Below are 19,403 nucleotides of genomic sequence, written 5' to 3'. Positions count from 1 at the left end.
TGCTCGCCAGGGCGTAACAAATTAACCATGATTCGGCGGGCGGGTATTGTCGCAAAGTCTGCCCCCCGACTGCAAACGTTTTCCTGAAGAAAATGACTCCAATTTCAATAAGCTGGATAGAAAGAAATGCCGCAAAAGGAGGTTAAGCCCCTGAAACGTAATCGTTTGCTTGTGCAATTAACTTATTACCATACAATTTGCAGTGTTGATTTCAAACCTATTGTGCAGGTATTATAGACGTCTAGACGGAGGTAGCTCTATACATTCAAACGTATATCCGTATGCATCAAGGTTATGTATCCCCTTGATTCAGGGCTTCCCATTATCAACTTATAACCATATTAAAGTGAGAGTACGCATGTCCAAGCACCTGTTTACTTCTGAGTCAGTATCAGAAGGCCATCCAGATAAAATTGCTGATCAAATTTCTGATGCAGTCCTGGATGCGATCCTGGAACAAGACCCGAAAGCACGTGTGGCGTGTGAGACTTACGTTAAAACCGGTATGGTTATGGTAGGCGGTGAAATCACTACCTCGGCTTGGGTTGATATTGAAGAAATCACTCGTGAAACCGTACGTGAAATCGGCTACGTTCATTCTGATATGGGCTTCGATGCCAACTCTTGTGCCGTACTGAGCGCAATTGGTAAGCAGTCTCCAGATATCAACCAGGGTGTTGACCGTGAAGACCCACGCGAACTGGGCGCTGGCGATCAGGGCATCATGTTCGGTTATGCTACTAACGAAACTGACGTGCTAATGCCGGCACCTGTGACTTATGCACACCGTCTGGTTGAGCGTCAGGCAAAAATTCGTAAGAACGGCACCCTGCCTTGGCTACGTCCGGATGCGAAAAGCCAGGTAACTTTCGCTTACGATCAAGGTAAGATTGTCGGTATCGATGCCGTCGTTCTTTCAACTCAGCACTGTGACAGCATCGAACTACCAGTACTGCAGGAAGCCGTGATGGAAGAAATCATCAAGCCGGTACTTCCTTCAGAGTGGCTAAACAAAGACACCAAATACTTCATCAACCCAACCGGCCGTTTCGTAATCGGTGGTCCAATGGGTGACTGTGGCCTGACTGGCCGTAAGATCATTGTTGATACCTACGGTGGTGCTGCTCGTCACGGCGGTGGTGCTTTCTCTGGTAAAGATCCATCAAAAGTTGACCGTTCAGCAGCTTACGCAGCTCGTTATGTTGCCAAGAACATCGTTGCTGCCGGCCTTGCTGCCCGCTGTGAAATCCAGCTGTCTTACGCAATCGGTGTTGCTGATCCAACATCTATCATGGTTGAAACTTTCGGTACTGAGAACGTACCTCATGACGTTATCGTTGAAGCGGTACGCCAGCACTTCGACCTGCGTCCATACGGCCTGATCGAAATGCTTGATCTTCTGAAGCCGATGTACCAGAAGACAGCGGCCTACGGTCACTTCGGTCGTGAAGAGTTCCCTTGGGAAGCGACTGACAAAGCTGAGCTACTACGCGACTTCGCTAACCTTAAGTAAGCGACAACGCACGAATGATAAAAAAGGAAGCCTCGGCTTCCTTTTTTGTTTACATAGGTATCTAGATCCTAGAGTCAGAAGCATTCCTCACCTTCAGCCCGCTTAGGGCTCACTTACTTACGGCAGGCTTTGCGCTTATTCCAGGAACGAGGTTCTAGGATCCAGTCCCCCGCTTCGCTATACTTCCCCTCCACCAGCAACTCGAAACTGCCTATGTCCCCACTCCAGTCCCAAGTTATCGCCAAGGTCGAACACTGTATCCGACATGCCAACCAGCGCCTCAACAAACGTCTGGTAATGCCGAATATCAGCTTTAGGCAGCGGGGGAAAATTGCCGGCAGTGCCCGCCTGCAAGGCTGGGAAGTGCGTTTTAACCCCGTACTGCTGGAGGAGAATCCACAGGCGTTCCTCGATGAGGTGGTTCCCCACGAAGTCGCCCACCTGATCACTTTCAAACTGTTTGGCAAAGTTCGCCCTCACGGACGAGAATGGCAAATCATCATGACCGAGGTGTTTGGCATCCCGGCACGCACCACCCACAGCTTTGATGTCTCATCGGTGCAGGGAAGTACCTACCGATATCGCTGCCAATGCAGCGAGCACCAGCTGACCGTTCGGCGCCATAACAAAGTTATCCGCCAGCAGGCCACCTACCACTGCAGACAATGCAAGCAGCCGTTGCAGGCGGTTTAATCATCGCTTCTGTCACCGCCGTGACTCTCCACGACAAATGTAATTAACAAGCTAAAAAACAGTGAACTGCTTCTAAAATACCAATTCAGTGATAGTCTTATCAGCATTGGCTTACAACGTAAGGTATCACATGCAGTTTTCTCTCAAATGGTTAGTGGTTGGATTAGTGTTCCCCACAGCCGCCCTGGCCGCTCCCCCCTCTTCTTTCAGCAAAGCAAAGAAAATCGCAGTCGGTATCTACCAGGATCACCCTGTCAGCTTCTATTGCGGCTGTGATATCGAATGGCACGGCAAGAAAGGCGTCCCCGATCTGGATAGCTGTGGCTACCAGATACGCAAGCAACCCAAACGCGCCAGTCGTATTGAGTGGGAACACGTCGTTCCGGCCTGGCAATTTGGTCATCAGCTTCAGTGCTGGCAAGATGGCGGGCGCAAAAACTGCGGCAAGGATCCCAAGTTCCGCAGGATGGAAGCCGATCTCCACAACCTGACACCGGCGATAGGGGAAGTGAACGGTGACCGCTCCAATTTCAACTTCCGTCCATGGAACGGTAACCAGGGAGCCTTCTACGGTCAGTGCAAAATGAAAGTCGACTTCAAGAGCCGCCGCGCCGATCCGCCGCCGGCAGCACGTGGCGCCATCGCCCGGACCTACCTGTATATGAGCGATGAATACCCGTTCCGCCTTTCACGCCAGCAGCGTCAGCTAATGGAGGCGTGGGATCGCCAGTACCCAGTGAGCGATTGGGAATGCGAACGTGACCGGAGGATTGCCGATATCCAAACCAACCATAACCCCTATGTCCTTCGTGCCTGCCAGCAACAAGGACTCTAGTTGTTCACCTCTCTCTAAGCATGCCTCCCTCCAAAGGGAGGCTTAGCTATCAACCAGACAAATGAAATACCTGCCATAGCCTTGTAATTACACCTTCCCGCATCCATCTATTACCTAACAGCACTGAATCCAGAACTGCATTCACATCCAGAGTTGATATAATGCAGGAAGATAATAACTAAGCAGGTTATTGAGATAGCCATGAGAATCCCACGTATTTACCACCCTGAGTTCCTACCTGCTCTGGGCAAAGTCATGCTCAGTGATGATGCCGCCAACCATGTTGGCCGTGTTATGCGCATGCAGGCTGGCCAGGAAGTTCTGCTGTTTGACGGCAGTGATGCTGAGTTTCCGGCAGTGATCACCAACGCCAGCAAGAAAAGCGTAGAAGTTGAAATCCAGTGCCGACGCGAGCACAGTATTGAGTCACCGCTGAATATCCACCTTGGTCAAGTGATCTCACGTGGCGAGAAAATGGAATTCACCATCCAGAAATCGGTCGAGCTGGGTGTCATGACCATCACCCCGCTGATTTCCGAGCGCTGTGGCGTAAAACTGAATCCCGAACGCTTTGAGAAAAAACTGGCGCAATGGCAGAAAATTGCCATCAGTGCCTGTGAACAGTGCGGCCGCAATACCGTACCTGAGATCCGCCCGGTCATGAAACTGGAAGACTGGTGCGCGGAAGAATACGACGGGCTAAAACTAAACCTGCACCCTCGTGCAAGCTACTCTATTAACACCCTACCGGAACCCGTTACCAAGGTTCGCTTGCTGATTGGCCCGGAAGGCGGACTGTCTGCCGAAGAGATCGGGATGACAGAGCAATATAAATTCGATGAAATATTACTCGGCCCGCGTGTACTGCGAACCGAAACCACTGCGATGACGGCAATCACTGCCCTGCAAGTCCGCTTTGGCGATTTAGGCTAACCAAGCCAACGACAGACTAGGAGAAAGAAATGATCAAACTGGGTATCGTGATGGACCCTATTGAGTCTATCAATATCAAGAAAGATTCCAGCTTTGCTATGATGATGGAAGCTCAGCGTCGTGGCTGGGAAATCCACTACATGGAAATGGACGACCTCTCGCTGGAGCAAGGTAAAGCCGTTGCTCGTACCCGCGTGGTTAGCCTGAAAGAAGATCCTAACGGCTGGTTTGAATTCCACAGCGAGCAGGAAATTGCCCTGTCCGATCTGGATGCAGTACTGATGCGTAAAGATCCACCGTTTGATACGGAATATATCTACGCGACCTACATCCTAGAGCGTGCTGAAAACGAAGGGGCACTGATCGTCAACGAACCTCGCAGCCTGCGTGACTGTAACGAAAAGCTGTTTACCGCCTGGTTCCCGGATCTGACGCCAACAACCTTGGTAACCCGCAGCGCCGAGAAAATCAAAGCCTTCCACAAAGAACACGGCGACGTGATCCTCAAGCCTCTCGACGGTATGGGTGGCTCATCTATCTTCCGCGTGATGCATGGTGATCCGAACGTATCGGTGATCATCGAGACCCTGACCAACCACGGCCAGAACTACTGCATGGCACAGACCTTCGTGCCGGATATCAGCAACGGTGATAAGCGTATTCTCGTCGTAGACGGCGAGCCTATCCCGTATTGCCTGGCTCGTATTCCGGCCAAGGGCGAAACTCGTGGCAACCTGGCGGCAGGCGGTCGAGGCGAAGCTCGCCCGATCAGCGAGACCGACCGTAAGATTGCCGAAACCGTCGCACCTGTACTGAAAGAAAAAGGCCTGATCTTTGTCGGCCTGGATGTTATTGGCGACAAACTGACGGAAATCAACGTGACCAGCCCGACCTGTATCCGTGAAATCGAAGCTGCCTTTGATGTTTCAATCACCGGTAAATTGATGGATGCTATCGAGCGTCGTGTAAACGCATAATTTACGATTAGTTTTAAACGCAGCCTTGTCAGCAGGGTTGCGTTTTTTATTGCATCTTTAATATTGAGTTTAAGCGTAATACCAATCGGGATAAGTAAGTGTTCAGATAATTGCGCAGGGAAAATCACCTAAGACAAGGAAGGGTTTACAGTAACTAGTGGTTCTAATTACAAAAAACCTAACGCAGTAATAGGTGATTTAAACCAGCAAGAATGATCAAATACTTATGCTGATTGGTATAAATACCAATTCCGGCAAATAGTCGGCATACTGTAAGTAACAGGATATGTTGTAGGTGCACACTAATGAATCTGACTAATCATTTTCTGGTTGCCATGCCCAGCATGCAGGATCCGAATTTTAAAGGTAGCGTTATTTATGTCTGCGAACATAATGACGATGGCGCAATGGGTATCGTCATCAACCTACCTATCGATATTTCTGTTGGCAACATGCTTGAACAAATTGACGTCGAGCGAGAGCTGCCGATCAACGACCCAGCCAGCCTTGAGCAACCTGTTTTTAACGGCGGGCCGGTTTCCGGAGATCGTGGCTTCGTACTCCACTTGCACCAACATGCAAGTCACTTCAGCTCGAGCATCAACATTACCGACCAGTTTTCGGTCACTACCTCCAAAGACATTTTGCCCTTGCTCGGTACCAGCGAGGCACCGGAAAAGTTTTTGGTCGCTCTTGGCTATGCCGGTTGGTCGGCAGGCCAATTGGAGCAAGAGCTGGCAGAAAACACCTGGCTAACTACCAAAGCCGATCCGGATGTAGTGTTTAACACCCCGATCAATGAGCGCTGGGACAAAGCCGTCGCTCAGCTTGGTATTAGCTCGGCTCACCTTTCTATCGACAAAGGACATGCATGAGTAACTCACGCAGTGTATTAGCATTTGATTACGGCACCAAAAGTATCGGTGTCGCAATTGGCCAGGAACTGACTGGCACCGCCACCCCGCTGGCAGCCTTAAAGGCCAAAGACGGTATTCCTAGCTGGGATGCTATCGAGAAAATTTTGAAAGAATGGCAACCGGACCTTATCGTAGTTGGCCTGCCACTGGATTTACGCGGTGGTGAACTGGAAACGATCACCCCAAGAGCCAAGAAGTTCGCCAACCGTCTCCATGGCCGCTTCGGCTGCCAGGTAGAACTGCATGACGAGCGCCTCAGTACAGCCGAAGCCCGCTCCGATCTCTTCGAACGCGGTGGCTACCGCTCGCTCAGCAAAGGTAATATCGACTCCCAGTCTGCGGTCGTGATCCTCGAGAGCTGGTTTGAGCGACAGTACGGATAACAAAGATCCTAGGTTCTAGCTCCTAGAACCTAGGTATTACTCCCTTCATGACTTCATCATCCTTTTCAAACCATATTTATGTTCTGTTTCTTTTAGGAACTAGAATCCTGTAACCTAGCACCTATCACGTACACCTTTACCCTCTTTTTCCATCAAAAAGCTGCCACCTTATTCCGCATATTCTGACTGACTAAGCTAGCCCTGCATAGCACAAGGTATGAACAGCATGTACAGCTTTTGGACACTTTGAACCCAAAAGCTCTACATGCTGCATAACAGATATCTTCGGCTTGGCTAAACCATTTAAGATCATAGATTTAAAACTAATGAGCAACAAAAAAAGCTTTAGGATCATGACAACCCCAAAGCTTTTTCATCATGGTGATCTTTTTAGTTGATCAGGACTAGCCCATATCGACAGTTACCCCGTCGAGGGTACTGCTTCCGAGCTGATCTTTGCTACCGACCTTGATCATCAGGCGCAAGTCGTTGGCTGAGTCAGCATGATGCAGGGCATCCTGTTCGGTGATCTTGTCTTCGGTAAACAACCCATACAGCGACTGATCAAAGGTCATCATTCCCGACTCGCCGGATTTCGCCATCACGTCTTTGATCTCGTGCAGTTCACCGCGGCGGATCAGATCTGCAACCCGCGGGGTATTGAGCAGTAACTCAAAGGCCGCATGACGGCCGACACCGTGGGCGTCGGGGATCAACTGCTGGGCCAAAATACATTTCAGGTTCAGCGACAAATCAAACAAAAATTGCTCCCGGCGCTCTTTCGGCACCAGGTGAAGAATTCGCTCCAGTGCCTGGTTGGCATTATTGGCATGCAGGGTTGCCATGCACAAATGTCCGGTTTCGGCGAAGTTCATCGCATACTCCATGGTTTCCGGAGTCCGGATCTCGCCGATCAGGATCATATCCGGCGCCTGGCGCAGAGAGTTCTTCAGTGCCACTTCATAGCTTTCGGTATCGAGACCCACTTCACGCTGGGTGACAATGCACCTGTCATGCTTATGGACAAACTCAATCGGATCTTCGACCGTCAGAATGTGCCCGCTACGGTTGCTATTGCGAAACCCGGTCATCGCAGCCATCGAGGTTGACTTACCCGAACCCGTTGCACCAACCACCAATACCAGACCACGCTTGGCCAGTGCCATTTTCTGCATATCCATCGGCAGGTTAAGCGAGAAAATATCGGGAATATCGGTCTCGATCCGACGAATGACCATACCCGGCAACTCACGCTGCCAAAACGCGCTGACACGAAAACGTAATTCCCCGCGAACCAGAGCAAAGTTCGCTTCCCGGGTTGTCACAAACTCCTGCTGTCGCTCACTATCCATAGCCTCTTCGAACAGAGCGTCAACAGAACGGCGATCCAGGACTTCTCCCAGCGGCTGCAGGTTACCGTCGACTCGCAGCAAACAAGGTGAATCAACCGTAATATACAGATCTGATGCCTTGCACCGCACGACCTCCTCGAGGATCGATTGTAAATTCATTGTCATTCCTATTTATGATCTTTCGAGTACTTACAGCTGCGCAAATGCACTATCGACAACACGTCGCCCTTCTTCTGCCTCAACCAATCCCTGGGCCACCAGCATCTTGACACTCTGCTCCATCGTCTGCATTCCCATTGCCGAACCGGTCTGGATCATGGAATACATCTGGGCAACCTTGTCTTCCCGGATCAGGTTACGAATCGCCGGTGTGGCCATCATCACCTCATGCGAGGCAACCCGTCCGCCGCTGATGCACTTGAGCAAGCTCTGCGATACCACCGCCCGCAGTGATTCGGAAAGCATCGAGCGCACCATAGCCTTGTCATTGCCAGGAAAAACATCAATGATACGGTCAACCGTTTTTGCTGCCGAACTGGTATGCAAAGTACCCAACACCAGGTGGCCGGTTTCTGCTGCGGTAAGGGCAAGACTGATGGTTTCTTTGTCCCGCAGTTCGCCGACCACAATGACATCGGGATCTTCACGCAGGGAAGAGCGCAGCGCATTATGGAAACTATGGGTATCACGGTGAACTTCACGCTGGTTGATCAGGCAACGCTTGCCGCTATGGATAAATTCCACCGGATCTTCAATCGTAAGAATATGCCGGTTATAGTTTTCATTAATATAATCAACCAGTGCCGCAATCGTGGTCGACTTACCCGAACCGGTAGCACCGGTCACCAATACCAGCCCACGTTGACACTGGGCGATTTTATAGAACACTTCAGGAACGTTAAGTGACTCCAGGGTCGGGATATTGATTGGAATGGTCCGAAACACTGCCGCACTCCCCCGAGACTGCTGGAAAGCATTAACACGAAAACGTCCGACATTTGGCAACTCAAAAGAGAAGTCCACTTCCATCTTCTCTTCGTACTCCCGGCGCTGGGCATCATTCATGATGTCAAACACCAATCGGTGTACTTCACCGTGCTCTAGTGCTGGTAAACTCAGTTTTCTTACGTCACCATCTACCCTGATCATTGGCGGTACACCAGCAGAAAGGTGCAGATCAGAGGCATTATGCTTTACACTAAAGTCCAGTAGTTCGGTGATATCCATAAATTTTCCCCACAGAATCAATTATGAGTAGTATCAAGCAAAATATTGAACAGGTCATCTCCCAGATAACCTCCGCGACCGAAAAATGCGGTCGAACAGCCGATTCCGTGCAACTACTGGCGGTAAGTAAAACCAAGCCAATCGCTGCAATCGACGATGCGATAGCAGCAGGGCAGTACGCGTTTGGTGAAAACTACGTCCAGGAAGGCATTGAAAAAGTACAACATTTCACAACACATGCTCAGGCTGACAAGCTGAGCTGGCATTTTATCGGGCCAATCCAGTCTAACAAAACGCGGCAGATTGCCGAGCATTTCGACTGGGTGCACTCCGTCGACCGTGCCAAGATTGCCCGCAGGCTGAGTGAACAGCGTCCGGCCGACATGCCTCCGCTAAACATCTTACTGCAAGTCAACACCAGCGGCGAGGCCAGCAAATCAGGTATCGCCTTCGACGACTTGTCTGCGCTGGCTGATGAAATTGCGGCAATGCCCAATTTAGTGCTGCGTGGCCTGATGTCAATCCCGCAAAAAGCCGATGACTATGACAACCAATATGCATCTTTCAGCGCCTTGGCCGATGCCCAAAACGCTCTGCGAGACAAACACCCGCAACTTGATACCCTATCGATGGGGATGAGTGGCGATATGGAGGCCGCTATTGCAGCGGGTAGTACCATTGTCCGGATCGGCACCGCAATCTTCGGTGCACGGAACTATAAATAGCATCGAGGAACCAGGATCGAGGATCCCACTCCCCTGTATTTTGATAAGGATTTTACATGGAACAACGCTCAATCGCTTTCATCGGCGCCGGCAACATGGCGCGCTCAATTATTGCCGGACTGGTTTGCAGCGGCTATAGCGCGGATAAAATTACCGCTACTGCCCCCGGCCCGGATCGCCGTGAGCCACTAGCCCGTGACTACGGTATCCATACCAGCGACGACAACCTGTCTGCGGCCGAGCAGGCCGATGTGATTGTACTGGCGGTCAAACCCCAGCTAATGGAGCAAGTCTGCCAGCCCCTACAGGCTATCGACTTTTCTGGCAAATTGGTGATCTCTATCGCTGCCGGCATCCCGGCCCAGCGCCTCAATGAGATGCTAGCGACAGAGTTAAACCTTGTTCGCGTCATGCCCAATACCCCTTCGCTAATTGGTAAAGGGATGAGCGGTATGTTTGCCCCGTCCACAGTCGCGGTGACAGACAAAGCCTTTGCTGAAAACTTAATGCAAGCTGTCGGCGAAGTGTGCTGGGTAGAGCAGGAATCTGGAATTAACGGTATTATAGCCGCAGCCGGCAGCGCACCGGCCTACTTCTTCCTGTTCATGGAAGCCATGCAGGCAGAAGCAATCAAGCAAGGCTTTGATCCTCAGACGGCCCGCCAACTGATTCAGCAATCAGCTGCTGGCGCTGCTGAGATGGTGGTTGCCAACCCCGATATCGACCTGGCGACCCTGCGTGAGCAGGTGACGTCGAAAGGCGGGACCACCGCCGAGGCACTGCGCACGTTTAACGAACATCAACTTAGTGATACCGTAGCCAAAGCAATGCGTGCTGCTGTTTCCCGCGCTGAAGAAATGGAAAAATTATTTTAAGGTTTAGTTATGAATTCAATTGGTTTCTTGGTCTCTACCCTGTTTGACCTCTACATCATGGTTGTATTGCTACGGATCTGGCTACAGTGGGCCCGAGCGGACTTCTACAACCCGTTCTCCCAGTTCATCGTAAAAGCGACCCAACCGGTCGTTGCACCATTACGCCGCATCATCCCATCGATTGGTTCGCTGGATCTGGCAACGCTGCTATTTGCCTATGTGCTCAGTATTGCCAAATTTGTCCTGCTGCAAATTGTTCTGACCAACGGCGGTCTGGTATTTAGCGTTGATTTCCTATGGCTAGGCGGACTGTCACTACTAAAAGCCGCGGGTGGCCTATTGTTCTGGGTACTGCTACTTCGTGCCATCCTGAGCTGGGTTAGCCAGGGACGAAGCCCGGTTGAATACGTAATGCACCAGCTGACTGAGCCGATGACGGCACCTATCCGTCGGTTTATCCCGGCAATGGGCGGCCTAGACCTGAGTGTGCTGGTACTGTTCATCGGCCTGCAATTTGCCAATATCCTGATGGGCGACATTATCGGTCCTATCTGGCATCAGCTATGAGTCTGAGTGCAATTACAAGATCTGGTGACGACTTGGTGATCCGGCTGTATATTCAGCCGAAAGCCAGCCGGGACCAGATTGTCGGCCTGCATGGCGACGAGCTAAAAATTGCCATCACCGCTCCGCCTGTGGACGGCAAGGCCAACGGCCATCTAACCAAATACCTGGCAAAACAGTTCCGGGTTGCCAAAGGTCAGGTGGTCATTGAAAAAGGGGAACTGGGTCGTCACAAGCAACTCAGGATCGAGAGCCCTCGAGAAATTCCAACCGTGATTGCCGAACTATTGTAGTTCCCCCCGCATACCAGAACACCTAGAAATAGCGGCTCAACCTTTGGGTTGGGCCGCACAGGTTGAGCCGCATTGCCAGAGCTGCTGGCTATACTATAAGGATGTAATACCCACCGAATTATTAAGGCCATCTACCCAAATGACCTGACAATTCGCTGAGTATCCAAAAGGATAAAACCATGACTCGTATCTTATGTTTATTATCAGCATTACTTTTTACCGCCCTGCCGGTTCACGCTGAACAGCTAGAAAACATCGGCAACCTGGAGGTGCACTACTCCAGTTTTCCTTCAACCTTTCTGACTCCGGAGGTGGCAAACACCTACCGAATTCAGCGCAGTCGCTACTCTGCCGTTGTCAACGTCACTGTTTTAGATAAGGCACAAGCTGGCAAGCCCGCAGTCACAGCCGTTTTAACGGGTCAGGCAAAAAACCTGCTCGGCACCATCAAGAACCTCTCTTTTCGCGAAATCCGTGAGGGCTCGGCCATCTACTACATCGCCGAGCTGAAACATGCCAACGAAGAGAGCTTCAGCTTCACCATCGATGTGTCTCAGGGCGGCACCAATGGCCAAATCGCATTCAAGCAAACTTTCTATGTCGATTAAGCAATCAATACCGGCCTGCAAAGCCTGACAAGAGGAGCCCGCGGGCTCCTCTTTCTTTTTCAAGCGGAACGATTCCCGGTTCCTGCATCATTCGGCAGAAACTCAATAGAGTGGAGGCAAAGTTCATTTGGTACTATCATAGCGCCCCACTACTATCAGTCCGCACGGACTCACCGAGGAACAGTGATGAGCAAATTAGTACTGGCCACTGGCAATCAGGGCAAGGTAAAAGAAATGGCAAGCCTGCTTGCAGACTTTGGTTTTGATGTTGTTGCACAGAGTGACTACAACGTCTCTTCGGTTGCCGAGACGGGCACCACCTTCATCGAAAATGCCATTATCAAAGCTCGTCATGCCGCCAAAGAAACCGGCCTGCCTGCGATTGCTGACGATTCCGGCCTGGAAGTCGACTACCTCAAAGGGGCGCCTGGTATCTACTCGGCCCGCTTTGCCGGAGAGGATGCCAGCGATCAGCAAAATCTTGAAAAACTACTAGAAGAAATGAAAGGCGTGCCAGCAGAGCAGCGCACCGCCCGCTTCCACTGTGTACTTGTAATGATGCGCCACGAAAACGACCCGACTCCGCTGGTTTGCCACGGTAGCTGGGAAGGCAGCATCCTGACCGAAGCCCATGGTGAGAATGGATTCGGCTACGACCCGGTATTCTGGGTACCGGAAGATCAGTGTGCCTCTGCCGAGCTGGAGCCTGCGCGCAAAAAGCAGCTGTCGCACCGTGGTAAGGCGCTGCAGAAACTGTTTGCAGCCCTGAAGGACGCCTAATGTTAGTTCCACCACCACTAAGCCTGTATGTTCACATCCCGTGGTGTGTCCAAAAATGCCCGTATTGTGATTTCAACTCGCATGCACTCAAGGCGGACATTCCCGAACTCGACTATGTCGATGCACTCATCGAGGATCTGGATGCCGATCTGGCGGCCTATCAGCTGGAAAATGGTGTCCGTCCGCTGCACTCAATCTTTATTGGTGGTGGTACGCCAAGCCTGATTTCGCCGCAAGAAATTGGCCGCCTGCTGCAAGCTGTCGAGGCGCGTATTCCGTTCAGCAAAGATATTGAAATTACGATGGAAGCTAACCCAGGCACGGTCGAGGCAGGTCGATTCACCGCCTACCGTGAGGTCGGGGTAAACCGAATCTCCATCGGAGTTCAAAGTTTTCAGGATGAGAAGCTAAAGCGCCTCGGCCGGATCCACGGCTGCGATGAGGCCATCAACGCGGCCAAACTGGCCACCGAGGCCGGACTGAACAGCTTCAACCTTGACTTGATGCACGGCCTGCCGGATCAGTCGATTGAGGACGCGCTTTCCGATCTCAAGCAAGCCATTGCACTCAACCCACCGCACCTGTCGTGGTACCAGCTGACGATTGAGCCCAATACCCTGTTCTACTCCAAGCCTCCAACACTGCCGGATGACGATGACTTGTGGGATATTTTCGAACAAGGCCACCGGCTGCTGGCGGAAGCCGGTTACGTCCAATATGAGATCTCCGGCTACAGCAAACCGGGACTGCAGTGCCGCCATAATCTCAACTACTGGCGCTTCGGCGACTACCTCGGGATTGGCTGTGGTGCACACGGCAAGATCAGCTTTGCTGACGGCACGATCACCCGCACGGTCAAGGTTAAGCACCCGCGTGGTTACCTGAACCCACAGAAGCCGTATCTGGATCAGCAAACCCAGGTAGAAGACAGCGAAAGACCATTTGAGTTTTTCATGAACCGCTTCCGCCTGCTGGAGTCCTGCCCGAAGCAGGATTTCGTCGAGCGTACCGGCCTGCCGCCAAGTACCATCCAACCTTCAATTGACTGGGCACTGGCGCAAAACTACCTGGCCGACAACGGCGAGGAGTGGCAAATCACCGAACACGGTAAGCTATTCCTCAATGACCTGCTGGCGGCCTTTGTCGACGAAGACGAGTAAAAGCGAAAAGAAACGCATATAAAAACAAAAAGCGAGAATCAGAGTTCTCGCTTTTTGTTTTAAACCTGCTTTTCCTAGGACCATAGAACCGCTCTTCCCATATCACTTAAAACTCACACTCCGCCAGTTCTTGAGCGCCGGGATCAATGATTGAATTTCATGCTCTTTCATCTGCCGCTTGGCAACCCGCTCACACAACTCCTGATCAATAAACTGAGAATGAGAAAGCACATAGGGTAAATCTTCTATCATGATACTGTGATAGTCGGCCAGCACAGCCAGTTGTTGTTCATTCAGCTTGACCTTGTGAACGCCATAATACAGCTGTCCGCTAGGCTTGATCAGAAAGGTATCGGCCCCCTTTTCCAGGGTGATCGCCCCGTCTTGCATCGTTATTGCATTGTGCCATTGCGGCTGACAAAACGATGCCAGAACACTGCCTGAAGTCAAAGACAGTGCGAGACCTATCATCGACAGGATCATCTTCCGGTTGTTGCACTTGAACATACATATCCCCTCAGAATCGGGTCTATGCTGATCTTCAGTGAACAGTCACAACCCGTTAGAAAATAGAGCGTCCGATTCTCTCTGCAAGTAGCTCCAATGCAGCAGTTCCTGCCAGTGAATTACCGGAAGGATCCAACTCAGGCGACCATACCGCTATCGACATTTCTCCCGGTACGATAGCAACAATACCACCACCAACACCGGATTTGCCCGGCATACCCACCCGATAAGCAAACTCGCCCGCGCCATCGTATAACCCGCAGGTCGCAAGCAATGCATTCATTTGCTTACTCTGAGTCTGGCTGATAATTGTTTTTTTCGCGCCCAAAGGAAGCCCTTTATTGGCCAGATAGCTAAATGTTCTCGCCAAATCAACACAACTCATCTTCAAAGCGCAATAGCTGAAGTAGTTTGTCAGTACCGGCATCACTTCGTTTTCAAAGTTGCCAAACGAGCGCATCAGGTACGCAATAGAGGCATTGCGATCACTGTGCTGCATCTCTGAGGCCGCAACGACCTTGTCGTATACAATATGGGGATTGCAGGCCAGTTCACGCACCTGCTCCAGCATCCGGTATTGCGGCGCTGACAGGCGGCTGTGCAGCAGATCGGAAACCACCAATGCCCCGGCATTGATAAACGGGTTACGCGGAATACCGTTTTCCAGCTCAAGCTGGATCATCGAGTTAAATGCATGGCCTGACGGCTCTTTCCCTACCCGCTTCCAAATTTCATCAGGTTCATAGAGGGTCATCGCCAGCGTCAGGCTAAGTACCTTGGAGATCGACTGGATAGAGAAACACTCCTCGCTATCGCCAGCCTGAATAATTTCACCATCGTTATAACAGACAGCAATGCCCAGTTTATCTGCAGGCACTTCGGCCAACGCGGGGATATAGTTAGCCACTTTTCCCTGGCCAATTAATGGCCTGACTTCATCCAAAATCTCACTGAGCAACTGTTCTGTTGGCTTCATTCTTTGTTCTCCAAGGGCAAAAAAGCCAACACGAGGTTGGCTTTTACAAAGTCGTTCTCGCCATAGGGATGGCGTTAACTCTAGGTGATATGACTTGAGGGCAGAGGGTTACTCTGTACGCTCGTATTTCATATCCCATACGCCGTGCCCCAAACGGTGGCCACGGGCTTCGAATTTTGTAAGCGGACGGTCTTCAGGGCGCGGAATGTAGTCACCATCCGTCGCCGTGTTGCGGTAGCCAGGTGCCGCATTCATTACTTCCACCATGTGCTCTGCATAGTTTTCCCAGTCAGTCGCCATATGGAAGATACCACCAATTTTCAGCTTCTTACGTAGCATCTGAGCGAATTCAGGCTGAACAATACGACGCTTGTGGTGGCGCGCCTTGTGCCATGGGTCTGGGAAGAACAGCTGAACCATATCCAGGCTGCCATCCGGGATCATGTGGTCAAAAACTTCCACGCCATCATGACACATTACACGCAGGTTGGTTAAACCCGCTTCCTCAGCCGCCATCAGACATGCACCAACACCAGGGCTATGTACTTCGATACCGATAAAGTTCTTCTCAGGTGCGTTTTTGGCCATTTCAACCAATGACGCGCCCATGCCAAAACCAATTTCCAGTACTACCGGCGCTTCACGGTTATACACTTCTTTCCAGTCAATCAGTTCCTGAGCGAAGTCGATACCCATAGTCGGCCAGTTATTTTCCATAGCCAGTTCCTGGCCCTTGGTTAAACGGCCTTCACGACGAACAAAGCTACGAACTTTTCGTACCAGTTTGCCGTCTTCGGTAAATTCAGTCATGGTCACTTCACCAGACTTTTTTGCAACTTCGCTCATGCTTACTATCCAAACAAAAAAGAAACGGAACGGCATTATCCAAAGTTATAGACTAAGTTCAAGTCTATCGATTGCGACAATACCCAGATTGTGGTGCAATCTCGCTCAATAATACCCAATATAAACTTTCACCGCTGTGCGATCCGCACGGTGCTAGGAAGTATAAGTGATTGCCATTGCCAACTACAACTTTGACTAAAAGACACCCAGAGAGACCGTACATCCAGCGGAACACTCTCGCTACGTCAGTCATCACCAAGGCAAACACACAACAAGTAAAGTGAGCGAGTTTTTGTGACTAATACCTTCTCTGAGGCCATTTTGACGTGGTACGACAAATTCGGCCGCAAAACACTGCCCTGGCAGCTCAATAAGACTCCCTATAAGGTCTGGCTGTCGGAGATCATGCTGCAGCAAACCCAGGTTGCCACGGTGATCCCGTACTTTGAACGCTTTATCGAGCGCTTCCCGACAGTACAGGATCTGGCAAAGGCCGAGCAGGATGAAGTGCTGCACCTATGGACAGGACTCGGCTATTACGCCCGGGCCCGCAACCTGCACAAAGCAGCACAGCTGATCGTATCTGAGCATGGCGGCAACTTTCCTGAGGATATCGAACAGGTCATCGCCCTGCCGGGAGTTGGCCGCTCTACGGCTGGCGCGGTATTGTCGCTGTCGCTCAAGCAGCACCACCCGATCCTTGATGGCAATGTGAAGCGTACCCTGGCCCGTTGCTATACCGTCGAAGGCTGGCCGGGCAAAAAGCCAGTAGAAAATGCCCTGTGGGAAATTGCCGAACAAAACACCCCGGCGCACGGCGTCGAGCGCTATAACCAGGCCATGATGGACATGGGAGCGATGATCTGCACCCGCAGCAAGCCCAAGTGCGAGCTCTGTCCGGTCGCCGAACTCTGTCAGGCAAAAGCCCAGCAACGCCAGATGGATTTTCCCGGCAAAAAGCCGAAAAAAACACTGCCGGAAAAACAGGCGTGGTTTGCTATATTCCAGCACGGCGAGGAAGTCTGGCTAGAGCAGCGTCCGCCCGCCGGGATCTGGGGCGGCTTGTGGTGCTTCCCGCAAAATGATGACGCAGACCTCGACACAATTATCGAACAGCGACTTGGAAACTCGTCCGATATCATCCGCAATACCGAGCAGCTGAATGCTTTCCGCCATACATTCAGCCATTATCATCTTGATATCGTACCAATCCTGATCCGCCTCAACGCAGCACCGAATGTGGTCAATGAATCCGGCAAAGGGCAATGGTACAACCTCAACCAGCCGCCAAAAATCGGCCTGGCCGCACCGGTACAACAAATTCTCGAAGGTCTGCATTACGAGCTGAAAAACCTGTAACCACCAGACGAAAGGGGCAGAAAGATAAACAGGCTTAAAGGTCGAGCTGGCTGTTTTGGCGTGAAATCTAGAAGCATTCGCTGCACTCTGGTATAACTAGCAGCGTACTCATGAAGGTTAAGATTAAGGAGCCACTCGATGAGCCGTACTGTATTCTGTGCCCGTCTGAAAAAAGAAGCGGAAGGTTTGGATTTCCAACTTTACCCGGGAGAGCTGGGTAAACGTATTTTCGACAATATCTCGAAAGAAGCCTGGGCAGAGTGGCAAGGTAAACAAACGATGCTGATCAACGAGAAAAAGCTGAACATGATGGATCCAGAGCACCGTAAGCTACTGGAAACAGAAATGGTTAACTTCTTGTTTGAAGGTCAGGATGTGATCATCGACGGTTACACGCCACCAAGCGAGTAACGAAACACCCGACTTCACGATTTATCCCCCCTCCTGAGCAAAAAAGCTTACCCGGAGTGACAGAAAATGACATCATTTGTCGCCAAACAAGTGATGTCATTTTTTTTTGCCGGGTATTATGAAAAAACGCGCTCTTCTATTATCTCTTCTTCTGCTTGGTGGTTGCAGCCGGGAATTTGTCGAAAAGTTTTACGACGTCGACTACACCGCAACCAATCGCTTTGCCAAAAACCTCGCTCCGTTGCCCGGGCAATTTACCAAAGATGCCGCAGCACTTGACCGCCTGATGAATAACTTCAGCGGGCAGGTTAAGCGTTACTGGGGTGACAAGGATTCTCTTGTGGCCAGCAAGCGTCAGTACGTCAAATATACCGATGGCTATCAGAGCCGCGCCCATGTCGACTTCGTGCGCGGGGTGGTTATTGTCGAGACTGTGGCAACGACCGAGCCGGAAAAGCATTTAAAAGAAGCCATCACTACCACCCTGCTAACCCCGGACAATCCAGGCGGGGTCGACCTTTACTCGGATTCGGGCATCGAGCTGCAAGGCAAGCCGTTTCTCTACGGTCAGGTACTGGATCAGGAAGGCAAACCGATCGAGTGGTCCTGGCGGGCAAACAAATTTGCCGACTACCTGATCAACCGCGATCTGAAAAAGCGCAAGATCCGCTACCAGCAAGCCTATTATGTCGAGATCCCGATGGTTGCCGATCATGCCAACAAGCGGGGATACAAATATGCCAGCATTGTGCGCGATGCCTCTCGTCGTTACGGTATTCCGGAAGATCTGATCTATGCCATCATCAAAACCGAGAGCAGTTTCAACCCTTACGCTGTTAGCCATGCCAATGCTTACGGGTTAATGCAGGTAGTGCCGAATACCGCCGGCGCCGATGTCTTCAAGCTGGTAAAGAACAAATCAGGCAAGCCAACGCCGGAGTACCTGTTTGACCCGGCCAAGAATATCGATACCGGCACGGCTTATTTCTATATTTTGCGAAATCGCTATCTCAAGGATGTCCAGGATCCGCTCTCGCTGCATTACAGTATGATTTCGGCCTATAACGGCGGTACCGGCGGCGTATTGAAGACCTTTCATAACGATCGCAAACGGGCAATGAATGATCTCAACAGCTTGCAACCGAACCAGGTTTACTGGGCACTGACCAACAAGCACCCCAAAGCGGAAGCACGTCGCTATTTACAGAAAGTCACCAATTTCCAGAAAGAGTTTAATCAGGGAAAAATCTAGAGTGACGACAAATAAATAGCCACAAAAGCCGCTAGCGTATAAAAAGCAAGCAGGCGAGCATTTTTCAGTAATTTTTATTGAAAAAGTAGTTGACGAAATGGCTGAAAACCCGTTTAATAGCGCTCCGTTGCCTCGATAGCTCAGTCGGTAGAGCAGAGGATTGAAAATCCTCGTGTCGGTGGTTCGATTCCGCCTCGAGGCACCATTTCTTCTTTTT

At 51.0% G+C, this 19,403-nt stretch carries 22 protein-coding genes and 1 tRNA gene; 18 read left to right on the top strand and 5 right to left on the bottom strand.

The window, feature by feature from the left end; all coding sequences use genetic code 11:
- Nucleotides 1-358 precede the first annotated feature (358 nt).
- From metK to ruvX, 7 genes are all read left to right on the top strand, one after another.
- Nucleotides 359-1,513, top strand: a complete 1,155-nt coding sequence (gene metK, locus MD588_RS17310; RefSeq protein WP_265698785.1) for a methionine adenosyltransferase — start codon at nt 359-361, stop codon at nt 1,511-1,513.
- A gap of 213 nt (nt 1,514-1,726) precedes the next feature.
- Nucleotides 1,727-2,206 (top strand): SprT family zinc-dependent metalloprotease, encoded by a 480-nt coding sequence (locus tag MD588_RS17305; protein WP_265698783.1) that lies wholly within the window; start codon nt 1,727-1,729, stop codon nt 2,204-2,206.
- A gap of 130 nt (nt 2,207-2,336) precedes the next feature.
- The gene (gene endA, locus MD588_RS17300; RefSeq protein ID WP_265698781.1) at nt 2,337-3,041 is read left to right on the top strand and encodes a deoxyribonuclease I; all 705 of its coding nucleotides are present in this window, start codon (nt 2,337-2,339) and stop codon (nt 3,039-3,041) included.
- 201 nt (nt 3,042-3,242) lie between these two features.
- Nucleotides 3,243-3,974, top strand: coding sequence for a 16S rRNA (uracil(1498)-N(3))-methyltransferase (rsmE, locus tag MD588_RS17295; protein ID WP_265698778.1), 732 nt, complete (start codon nt 3,243-3,245; stop codon nt 3,972-3,974).
- A gap of 29 nt (nt 3,975-4,003) precedes the next feature.
- Complete coding sequence (gene gshB, locus MD588_RS17290) at nt 4,004-4,951, top strand: glutathione synthase (RefSeq protein ID WP_265698777.1); 948 nt, start codon at nt 4,004-4,006, stop codon at nt 4,949-4,951.
- 305 nt (nt 4,952-5,256) lie between these two features.
- Nucleotides 5,257-5,826 carry a YqgE/AlgH family protein gene (locus tag MD588_RS17285; protein WP_265698776.1) on the top strand — a complete coding sequence of 190 codons (570 nt, stop codon included), beginning with the start codon at nt 5,257-5,259 and terminating at the stop codon, nt 5,824-5,826.
- Nucleotides 5,823-6,251: a Holliday junction resolvase RuvX gene (gene ruvX / locus MD588_RS17280; protein ID WP_265698774.1), complete on the top strand. Its 429-nt coding sequence runs from the start codon at nt 5,823-5,825 to the stop codon at nt 6,249-6,251. The genes MD588_RS17285 and ruvX overlap by 4 nt, the downstream gene beginning before the upstream one ends.
- 404 nt (nt 6,252-6,655) lie before the next feature.
- On the opposite strand, the gene MD588_RS17275 is transcribed toward ruvX, so the two are convergent.
- Together MD588_RS17275 and MD588_RS17270 are read right to left on the bottom strand one after the other, a co-directional pair.
- Nucleotides 6,656-7,762, bottom strand: a complete 1,107-nt coding sequence (locus MD588_RS17275) for a PilT/PilU family type 4a pilus ATPase (RefSeq protein ID WP_265698772.1) — start codon at nt 7,760-7,762, stop codon at nt 6,656-6,658.
- 30 nt (nt 7,763-7,792) lie between these two features.
- Nucleotides 7,793-8,830 (bottom strand): type IV pilus twitching motility protein PilT, encoded by a 1,038-nt coding sequence (locus MD588_RS17270; RefSeq protein WP_265698770.1) that lies wholly within the window; start codon nt 8,828-8,830, stop codon nt 7,793-7,795.
- A 23-nt stretch (nt 8,831-8,853) separates the two neighbouring features.
- Between MD588_RS17270 and MD588_RS17265 the strand changes: the two genes are divergently transcribed.
- The 7 genes from MD588_RS17265 (at nt 8,854) to hemW (ending at nt 13,835) form a co-directional block, all read left to right on the top strand.
- Complete coding sequence (locus MD588_RS17265) at nt 8,854-9,555, top strand: YggS family pyridoxal phosphate-dependent enzyme (RefSeq protein ID WP_265698769.1); 702 nt, start codon at nt 8,854-8,856, stop codon at nt 9,553-9,555.
- A 56-nt stretch (nt 9,556-9,611) separates the two neighbouring features.
- Entirely contained in the window at nt 9,612-10,430 is an 819-nt protein-coding gene (gene proC / locus MD588_RS17260) for a pyrroline-5-carboxylate reductase (protein WP_265698768.1), read from the top strand.
- Nucleotides 10,431-10,439: 9 nt separating this feature from the next.
- The gene (locus MD588_RS17255) at nt 10,440-10,997 is read left to right on the top strand and encodes a YggT family protein (RefSeq protein WP_265698766.1); all 558 of its coding nucleotides are present in this window, start codon (nt 10,440-10,442) and stop codon (nt 10,995-10,997) included.
- Nucleotides 10,994-11,287: a DUF167 family protein YggU gene (gene yggU / locus MD588_RS17250; RefSeq protein ID WP_265698765.1), complete on the top strand. Its 294-nt coding sequence runs from the start codon at nt 10,994-10,996 to the stop codon at nt 11,285-11,287. The genes MD588_RS17255 and yggU overlap by 4 nt, the downstream gene beginning before the upstream one ends.
- A gap of 179 nt (nt 11,288-11,466) precedes the next feature.
- Entirely contained in the window at nt 11,467-11,895 is a 429-nt protein-coding gene (locus MD588_RS17245) for a DUF4426 domain-containing protein (protein ID WP_265698764.1), read from the top strand.
- 186 nt (nt 11,896-12,081) lie between these two features.
- Nucleotides 12,082-12,675 (top strand): XTP/dITP diphosphatase, encoded by a 594-nt coding sequence (locus MD588_RS17240; protein ID WP_265698762.1) that lies wholly within the window; start codon nt 12,082-12,084, stop codon nt 12,673-12,675.
- Complete coding sequence (gene hemW / locus MD588_RS17235) at nt 12,675-13,835, top strand: radical SAM family heme chaperone HemW (protein ID WP_265698761.1); 1,161 nt, start codon at nt 12,675-12,677, stop codon at nt 13,833-13,835. The genes MD588_RS17240 and hemW overlap by 1 nt, the downstream gene beginning before the upstream one ends.
- A 102-nt stretch (nt 13,836-13,937) precedes the next feature.
- Here hemW and MD588_RS17230 read toward each other — a convergent pair whose 3' ends face one another.
- The 3 genes from MD588_RS17230 to trmB form a co-directional block, all read right to left on the bottom strand.
- On the bottom strand, nt 13,938-14,342 hold the full coding sequence (locus MD588_RS17230) for a YggN family protein (protein ID WP_265698760.1): 405 nt from the start codon (nt 14,340-14,342) through the stop codon (nt 13,938-13,940).
- Between the two features lie 55 nt (nt 14,343-14,397).
- Entirely contained in the window at nt 14,398-15,318 is a 921-nt protein-coding gene (gene glsB, locus MD588_RS17225) for a glutaminase B (RefSeq protein ID WP_265698759.1), read from the bottom strand.
- Between the two features lie 108 nt (nt 15,319-15,426).
- Nucleotides 15,427-16,164 carry a tRNA (guanosine(46)-N7)-methyltransferase TrmB gene (trmB, locus tag MD588_RS17220; RefSeq protein ID WP_265698758.1) on the bottom strand — a complete coding sequence of 246 codons (738 nt, stop codon included), beginning with the start codon at nt 16,162-16,164 and terminating at the stop codon, nt 15,427-15,429.
- A gap of 294 nt (nt 16,165-16,458) precedes the next feature.
- Here trmB and mutY point away from each other — a divergent pair, with 294 nt between their 5' ends.
- The 4 genes from mutY to MD588_RS17200 all read left to right on the top strand — a co-directional run bounded on the left by mutY (nt 16,459) and on the right by MD588_RS17200 (nt 19,391).
- Nucleotides 16,459-17,523 carry an A/G-specific adenine glycosylase gene (gene mutY / locus MD588_RS17215; protein WP_265698756.1) on the top strand — a complete coding sequence of 355 codons (1,065 nt, stop codon included), beginning with the start codon at nt 16,459-16,461 and terminating at the stop codon, nt 17,521-17,523.
- A 138-nt stretch (nt 17,524-17,661) separates the two neighbouring features.
- Nucleotides 17,662-17,934, top strand: a complete 273-nt coding sequence (locus MD588_RS17210; RefSeq protein ID WP_075763156.1) for an oxidative damage protection protein — start codon at nt 17,662-17,664, stop codon at nt 17,932-17,934.
- A 118-nt stretch (nt 17,935-18,052) separates the two neighbouring features.
- Nucleotides 18,053-19,186 carry a membrane-bound lytic murein transglycosylase MltC gene (gene mltC / locus MD588_RS17205; RefSeq protein WP_265698755.1) on the top strand — a complete coding sequence of 378 codons (1,134 nt, stop codon included), beginning with the start codon at nt 18,053-18,055 and terminating at the stop codon, nt 19,184-19,186.
- A 129-nt stretch (nt 19,187-19,315) separates the two neighbouring features.
- A tRNA-Phe gene (locus MD588_RS17200) sits at nt 19,316-19,391 on the top strand.
- Nucleotides 19,392-19,403: the final 12 nt, after the last annotated feature.

This window comes from Photobacterium obscurum (assembly GCF_026191635.1).
Taxonomy (GTDB): domain Bacteria; phylum Pseudomonadota; class Gammaproteobacteria; order Enterobacterales; family Vibrionaceae; genus Photobacterium; species Photobacterium obscurum.
This window is presented reverse-complemented; position numbering and strand designations above follow the sequence as displayed.